Consider the following 6,794-nt stretch of genomic DNA (forward strand, 5'->3'; position numbering starts at 1 on the left):
CGCCCACCGGAACAAGGAGGATGTGCACCGGCTTCCAGGAATGCAACTCCCGCTCGCTTGGAACAGCCCCGAGGTCCCCAAGATGCATGAGGACGAGGTCTTCTGCCTCAACCCGGAAGACGTTGTTCCGCCCCCGCTTTTTCCCCTCCTCTTCATCGTGAAAGGTCGAGAAGACCTGAATTTTCACCCCGTCTTTTGCGTACTCCCCGGGCTGGCGAATCACCTCCCGGTACCCCTGCACCAAGGCGACGTTGTTGTGGTCGAAGTGCTCATGGCTCACGAGCACAAAGTCGGCCTCCACTTCAGGCAGGGGGTACCCGACGCTCTGATCGAAAGGATCAAAGGCAAGACGCACACCCCGCTCTGTGGTTACAAGGAAAAACGAGTGCCCGAACCACCTCACTTCCATAGGGCCACACCTCCTCTACCATTATCTAACACTTCCCCTTTCCCTGCAACCTTGTGTAGAGCTCTGCCCATCCCCTCCGGTAGAGGAAGGCAACCTTGTTGTGCCAGAGGGGCTCGTCTTCCCCTGAAAAGAACCTCTCGTAGTCTCTGGTCCTGGGGGTTGGAGCGTAGAGGGAAAAACGGGGCACAAGGCCAAGGCTCCGCACATACGAAGCGGAGGCAAGGACATCCTCTTCTTCCGTCACCGGCCAGCCAAAGAGGAGGTACACCTCGATGTCTTCTGGATGGAATCCTGCCTCTTTGAGGTATTCTACCGCCTCCTCAAAGGCCTCGTTTGTCACCTTCCCGCCGCTTTCCCTCTGCCACCGCGAAGAAGCGGTCTCAAGGCTCAGGCGGACGGTGGAGAAATTCGCCCGCCGGAGGAAAGAGGCAACCTCCCGGGTGACGTACCGGGCATGGAGGCCGTTTGGGAGATGGAAGGACAAAGGGAGCCCAAGGCAAATAACGCCCTCGGCTAAGGGGAGGAAATGGCGCTCGGCGTTGACAAGGAGCGCATCGTCGTAGAAGGCGATGTGGCGGACCCCGAAGCGCTCGTGGAGGTAGCGGATTTCCTCGACCACTTCTTCTGGGGGACGCTGGAAAAAGGAAGGGGCAAGAACCCGGGAGGCGCAGTAGGGGCAGGAAAAGGGGCACCCCAAAGACGAGAGGACCACACCGTAGGAGAGCCTCGGATAAAACTCAAAGGCAGGGGGCACAGCGAAGAAATCCCGGTATTCTCGAATCCCAAGATCGATACCGAGAATCCTTTTGAGCTCCTCGGCCACCTTGAGGGGGTCGGAAACCGAAACCACGGCGTCAAACCCAAGGCTCTGGGCATGCTCTGGCGCAAGCACCGGGTACACGCCCCCAAGGACGAGGAAGGCTTGAGGGAAAATCCTCCGGAGCACCTCCCCAAAGAAAGAAGCCCCGGGGTACCAGTACGTGAAACTGCAGGTGACAAAAACGACATCCGGCGGGTCGAGGCTCTGCAACCGGCAAAGAACCTTCTCTTTTGGTATTCCGAAACGCTTGAAGTAGCGGGGTATGGAGGAGAAAAAGGAGGGTTTCGGGAGAATCTCCTTGTGGTACCCTCCGCATCCTGCCTCCCGGAGCTTCCGCGGCCCCTCGTTTTCCGGGGCAGAGGATTCCGGGTCCTCCCGGCTCAGGCAGTCAAGAAGCGTGACGTGGAAACCTCTCCTTTTGAGGTGCGCCCCCAGGTACAGAAGCCCCAGGGGCTTGCACCACAGATCAAAGGCGGTGAAGTCGTACGCCCAGGGATTGGCAAGGAGGATATGCGCCATTACAACTGCGTTGCCGCAAGCGCCTCCTTGTACACCGCAGGTCCAGATATCCCAATTGGACTCCCGCTATACGTACTCTGCAAGCCTTCGGGCTGAACCCCGAATCTCGTAGTACATGGTAATGAGCTCCTCGACTTTCTCCGTGACTGCCCGCTGCGCCGCCGAAACGTCTCCCCCGTCCCGCAGAGCTTTCTCGTACGCCTGGCGGATCTCGGTCCCCACGTTGATTTTGGTGATGCCATGACGAATGGCCTCAAGGACGTACTCCTTTTTGATCCCTGAGCCCCCGTGGAGGACAAGGGGAATTCTTGTGCGCTCCACAATCTTTTTGAGGTGCTCGATGTTCAGGCGGGCTTCCACTTTCTTGGCATCCTTGGCGGCCCCGCTTATCGCCCCGTGGATGTTCCCGATGGCCACCGAGAGCCAGTCGACACCGGTTTCCTCTACAAACCGCCCTGCATCCTCAGGGTCCGTGAACCCCTTGCCGCTTGCAAAAATCTCCTCATACGGCGGAAGGGGTCCCGATTCATGCCCCAAGACTGCCCCAAGCTCTGCCTCAACGCAAACACCTCGGGCATGGGCCCGGGAAACGACTTCTTTTGTCACCGCTATGTTCTCCTCAAGAGGAAGCCTCGACCCGTCAATCATCACCGAGTGGTACCCAAGCTCCAGCGCCTCATCAATGAGGGAACTCCAGTCCACCCGTTCTCCTTCTTCGTCGATAACCGGCACATGGTCCTGGTGGAGGCGGGAGAGTGAAAGGTCCCCGAAGGCATCGAAGGCCTCCTTCACCGCCTTGAAGCTTTCCGCCCCAAAGCGGGTGATATCCGGGCGGGAAACCTCAAGGAGGGCAAAGGTTTCCGTACGGCGCAGGGCCTCAACGATTGCCGGCACCATGGGAAGGTACGCCACGTTGAAGGCGGGAACAAGAATCCGGTTCTCAAAGGCGGCCCTCATGATATCAAAAAGAGAAGCACAGGCGAGTTTCTCCTTCCAAGAAGCCACAGGCTCTACCCCTTTCTCCAAAAACTTTACCTCCACTTTACTCCAAAGACCTTCCCGAAGCAACCGGAAATGGTACAATAAGGCCATGGTGAAGAAAGTCCTTGTTCTCGGCGGAACAGGCCATATCGGGAGCTACCTCGTCCCAAGGCTTGCAAGCCTCGGGTACGAGGTCTTCGTGTACGCCAAGGGGGTAACAAAACCTTATCCTCACTCTCCCCTCTGGGAGCGGGTTACTCTCATTCCCGGGAATCCAGAGGCAGCCGTCCTTGAGGCGATGCACGATCTCATCGCCCGGGGTGTCCTTGAGGTGAAGCCGACATGAGCATTTTCAAGGACTGCGATATCCGCGGCACAGTCCCTGGGGAAATCACCGAAGAGGTGGCGTACGCAATCGGCCGGGCCTTTGCCTCTTCTTTCCCGCAAGAGACGAGTTTCGTCGTCGGGGGAGACGTCCGCACGCACACGCCGCTCCTCAAAAAAGCCCTAATCCAGGGCCTCACGGATTCGGGGGGAAACGTCTCTGATCTTGGCATCGTTCCCACTCCGCTTTTTTACTTTGCCATTGATCATCTCCGGGCTGAGGCCGGCATCATGGTTACTGCAAGCCACAACCCTCCCCAGTACAACGGTTTCAAGATTGGCTTTCTCCATCGCCCACCTATTCCTGAGGACTTCACGCTCCTTGAAGAGCGCATCAAAAAAGGGGAATTCCGAAAAAGCCCAAAGGGTAGCGTCGTTCCATTGCAACTTGAGGAGGCGTACCTCGATTTCCTCACCTCCCGGGTGCCAAAGCCCCTCCGCCCCCTCAAAGTCGTTGTCGACTGTGGCAACGGCTGCTACTCGTACCTTGCCCCCCGGTTTCTGCGAAGCCTCGGGTGCGAGGTTTTCGAGCTTTTCTGCAGTTTCGACGGCACCTTCCCCAACCGCCCCCCAAACCCAGCCCAGGCGAAAAACCTCAAAGCTTTGAGTGAAAAGGTTAGGGAAGCAGGAGCCGATGCGGGACTGGCCTTTGATGGTGATGGGGACCGGGTGGTTTTTGCCGCCGACGACGGGAGAATCCTCACGGGCGAAGAGGGAATGATTTTCTTCATCCGGAGGTACTTCGCTCCCCTTCCCGGGGAGAAGAAATTCGTCTACGACCTCAAGTGCTCCTCTGTCGTTCCCGAGGAAATCCGCCGGGCCCGGGGTATTCCCATCCCCGAGCGCTCCGGCCACGCCTACATCAAGCGGAGGCTCCTTGAAGAGGACGCCGTTATGGCCGGGGAAATCAGCGGCCACTACTTCTTCCGGGAGCTCCGGCGGGACGATGGGCTCTACGCCGCCTGCCTCTTTCTTCATCTTTTGAGCCAGAGTGCAGAACCCCTCTCTCGTACTGTGGCCACCTTCCCGAAAAGCTACATCACCCCGGACATCCGCATCCCGAGAGAAAACCGGGAGAACCTCCTTGCCCTTCTTGAGGAAAAAGTAGCGACCGGGAAAATTTCCCGCCTCGACGGCCTCCGGGTGGAGTGGGAGGACGGCTGGGCGCTTGTCCGGAAATCCGTCACCGAACCCGTGTACACCCTCCGCTTTGAAGGAAAAAGCCCCAGGGATATCCCAGAACTCGTGCACCGGCTCCTTGGAGCTTTCCCGGAAATCGAAGAGGAAGTCCTTGAGAAGCTCTCCTCAGACTCTGCGGAAGATGGCTTTCTCAAGGCGCTGGAGCGCGAAGGCCACTAAGGGACCAACAAGAACCGCGCTCCCTGCCTGGATGAAGTTCCCCGGAAGCTCGGCCAAAGCCCCTCCAAGTCCGTAGAGGAAAATTTCAACGAGGAAGTACCCCGCAACCATCTCAAGGCCCGCAAGGAGCGTCACGAACACTTTTAAGGAATAACTCTTCTCGCCTGAAGCCAAAAGCCCGATGATGAGCCCCTCAATACCCTTGATGATTAAAGTGAAAGGCGCCCAGTGGGCGTACCCTGAGAGGAGGTCTGCTAAAGCCGAGCCCACGCCTCCGGCAAGCGCCCCAATCCGCGCCCCAAAAAGAAGGGCAAAAACAACGATGAGGGTGTCCCCCAAGTTGATGTACCCCCGGGTCTGGGGCACAGGAATCTGAATGCTCATCGTCGCCAGGGCCACCAAAGCAATACCCAGGGCCCCGAAGAGTCCTTGTCCGCTCCTCCACCGCCATCACCTCGCTTTTCCCGTAATTATACAATTCTACTCGCCGAAGGTATCCTCATCGACAAGAATTTCGGCAAGGTTTGCGAGGAGACGGTCCACCTGGGGTTCACTGAGCCCCAGAAGCTCTATTGAGCCCGGGGAAATCGCATAGAGGAACCCATCCACCCCAACACCCATGCCAAGCGTCACGCTCAGGCAATCGGCAACGTGGGTGATGGCCGTGAGTTTGGGATTCTCCTTTGCCCGCTCCGGCTCGTGGTGCAAGGCGATGGCCTCAACGAGCTCTGCCGGGAGATTCCACTTTTCCGCCACCTTGGCCCCCACAGCCGCATGGTTGAACCCAAGAATCTCCTCTTCCGCCTTAAGGAACGTCACCCCTTCCTTCTCCACCTTCTCAAGAACCGCCTCGTACTCCTCCGTCAGGTACACGTCAAGGATGAGCTTCCCCACATCGTGGAGGAGCGCCGCCGTGTAGGCTACCTCAAGGCGGGGGAACTTTATTTCTTTTGCGAGCATCCGGGCGCCTACTGCCGCCGCCTGGGAGTGCTTCCAGAGCTCCCCCCGCTCAAGGGCATACCCCTTGAGGTTTTTCCTCATCATCTCACTCACCGAAGCGGCAAGGACGATGCTCCGGATGGTTTGGAAACCCAGAAGAATCGTGGCATCGGTAACGGTGGAGATGCGTCGCGGGAAACCGTAGAAGGCGGAATTCGCAAGGCGCAGGACTTTCGCCGTAAGACCCTGGTCTTTCGTGACGACGTTGTTGATGTCCTTTGCCGTCGACCGGGGGTCCTCGGTGAGCTCGATGACTTTCTGCACCACCGCCGGCAAAGCCGGGAGATCCTCAACCGCCCGCACGAGCGCCGGAAGCGTGAGTTTCGCCATAGCCCCCTCCAAAAAGAGTCTTCAGGTACATTATACCCCTTTTTGGGGAGAAAAATTCGTGCCAACAGTCATCACACAAAAATAGACTATTCATCGGAGGAAAGCGGTTTAAAGGACCAGTATATATCAGCTTGGTAATCACATCCGATCATCAACAGATAGGAAGAAACCAAGAAAGGCCCATGGAGGATCGAGAGCGGCAAGATGAAACCTACTCCAAGATCAGGGCCCACCGAGATCAAGGGCTACGACTTTCCACGTTTTTGGTGCTTCAGACCCGTCTGCTGGTGCCTAACACTACAAGCTAACTAAAGCGTATAAGGAAGTGGAACATCGAGCATAACAATCATTTGCAACCTATCTGGGGACTTCCGGCTTCCTACTGCTCTGCTTCTTGGCTGTCACAAGAAGCTACTTCAATCAACGAACAAGCATTGTCGAAAGATTCCCCCATTGTCCAGATAGAGAATCTTCTTACAAAAATGCTTCCTTCTTCACAAAAGATCTTTACCGTTTTTGTAATTTCCTTAGGGAAGTACCAACGCTCTGTTTTGCTGAAGACATCGTTTGCAAATATCTCGACGATAGAACCATCGATAAATATCCTCAATCTGAGGTTTTTTTCCGTAAGCTTAAAAGGACTCTCTGCAAGCTTTTCTTCTTCAAGATTTAGAATTACATTCTCTCCCCCAGGAAGCATGACACCGATGCGCTTAGCGTTGATGTCCGAGATTTCGAGCAAAATTTCTAGGTGGCTTGCAGACGGAACATTAAGCCGAAGCTCGCCTGGAGATAAAGAGTAGCCAACTAACCCCTTGTTTTCTAACTCTTCGTGCTCTCCTCGTAGTAACTCGAGCTCTTGGGCAGGCTCAATTTTGAGAAGACCATTGGGAAGAATGGTTATAACCCTGGGCAAAGAAAGGGCCCCACTCCAACCACTCAAGATCTGCTCCCTAGAGGGTCTTTTTTCTCTAACCCAACCAAAAAGAATTC

8 protein-coding genes are annotated in these 6,794 nt (G+C 56.3%); 2 read left to right on the forward strand and 6 right to left on the reverse strand.

The genetic code is table 11. The features are described from left to right. From H5U36_08135 to H5U36_08145, 3 genes are all read right to left on the reverse strand, one after another. On the reverse strand, positions 1-409 hold a 409-nt coding region (locus H5U36_08135), incomplete at its 3' end, for an MBL fold metallo-hydrolase (GenBank protein MBC7218089.1). A 25-nt stretch (positions 410-434) separates the two neighbouring features. Further along, positions 435-1,748 carry a radical SAM protein gene (locus H5U36_08140; GenBank protein MBC7218090.1) on the reverse strand — a complete coding sequence of 438 codons (1,314 nt, stop codon included), beginning with the start codon at positions 1,746-1,748 and terminating at the stop codon, positions 435-437. A gap of 66 nt (positions 1,749-1,814) precedes the next feature. Beyond that, positions 1,815-2,774, reverse strand: a complete 960-nt coding sequence (locus H5U36_08145) for a class II fructose-bisphosphate aldolase (GenBank protein ID MBC7218091.1) — start codon at positions 2,772-2,774, stop codon at positions 1,815-1,817. Between the two features lie 67 nt (positions 2,775-2,841). Between H5U36_08145 and H5U36_08150 the strand changes: the two genes are divergently transcribed. After that, on the forward strand, positions 2,842-3,075 hold the full coding sequence (locus H5U36_08150) for an NAD-dependent epimerase/dehydratase family protein (protein MBC7218092.1): 234 nt from the start codon (positions 2,842-2,844) through the stop codon (positions 3,073-3,075). Then, entirely contained in the window at positions 3,072-4,472 is a 1,401-nt protein-coding gene (locus H5U36_08155) for a phosphomannomutase/phosphoglucomutase (protein ID MBC7218093.1), read from the forward strand. The genes H5U36_08150 and H5U36_08155 overlap by 4 nt, the downstream gene beginning before the upstream one ends. On the opposite strand, the gene H5U36_08160 is transcribed toward H5U36_08155, so the two are convergent. From H5U36_08160 to H5U36_08170, 3 genes are all read right to left on the reverse strand, one after another. Then, entirely contained in the window at positions 4,419-4,856 is a 438-nt protein-coding gene (locus H5U36_08160) for an ECF transporter S component (GenBank protein ID MBC7218094.1), read from the reverse strand. The genes H5U36_08155 and H5U36_08160 overlap by 54 nt on opposite strands. A gap of 96 nt (positions 4,857-4,952) precedes the next feature. After that, positions 4,953-5,801, reverse strand: coding sequence for an HDOD domain-containing protein (locus tag H5U36_08165; protein ID MBC7218095.1), 849 nt, complete (start codon positions 5,799-5,801; stop codon positions 4,953-4,955). Between the two features lie 379 nt (positions 5,802-6,180). After that, positions 6,181-6,794, reverse strand: a 614-nt coding sequence (locus H5U36_08170; protein MBC7218096.1) for a GH32 C-terminal domain-containing protein, incomplete at its 5' end; no start/stop codon positions are given.

Source organism: Candidatus Caldatribacterium sp., assembly GCA_014359405.1.
Classification (GTDB): Bacteria; Atribacterota; Atribacteria; order Atribacterales; family Caldatribacteriaceae; genus Caldatribacterium; species Caldatribacterium oleiphilum.

What these genes read in the sequence shown, in the direction of transcription:
- H5U36_08160 (MBC7218094.1), bottom strand. Translation starts at nt 4,856, where the DNA reads ATGAGCATTCAGATTCCTGTGCCCCAGACCCGGGGGTACATCAACTTG.
- H5U36_08165 (MBC7218095.1), bottom strand. Translation starts at nt 5,801, where the DNA reads ATGGCGAAACTCACGCTTCCGGCGCTCGTGCGGGCGGTTGAGGATCTC.
- H5U36_08155 (MBC7218093.1), top strand. Translation starts at nt 3,072, where the DNA reads ATGAGCATTTTCAAGGACTGCGATATCCGCGGCACAGTCCCTGGGGAA.
- H5U36_08140 (MBC7218090.1), bottom strand. Translation starts at nt 1,748, where the DNA reads ATGGCGCATATCCTCCTTGCCAATCCCTGGGCGTACGACTTCACCGCC.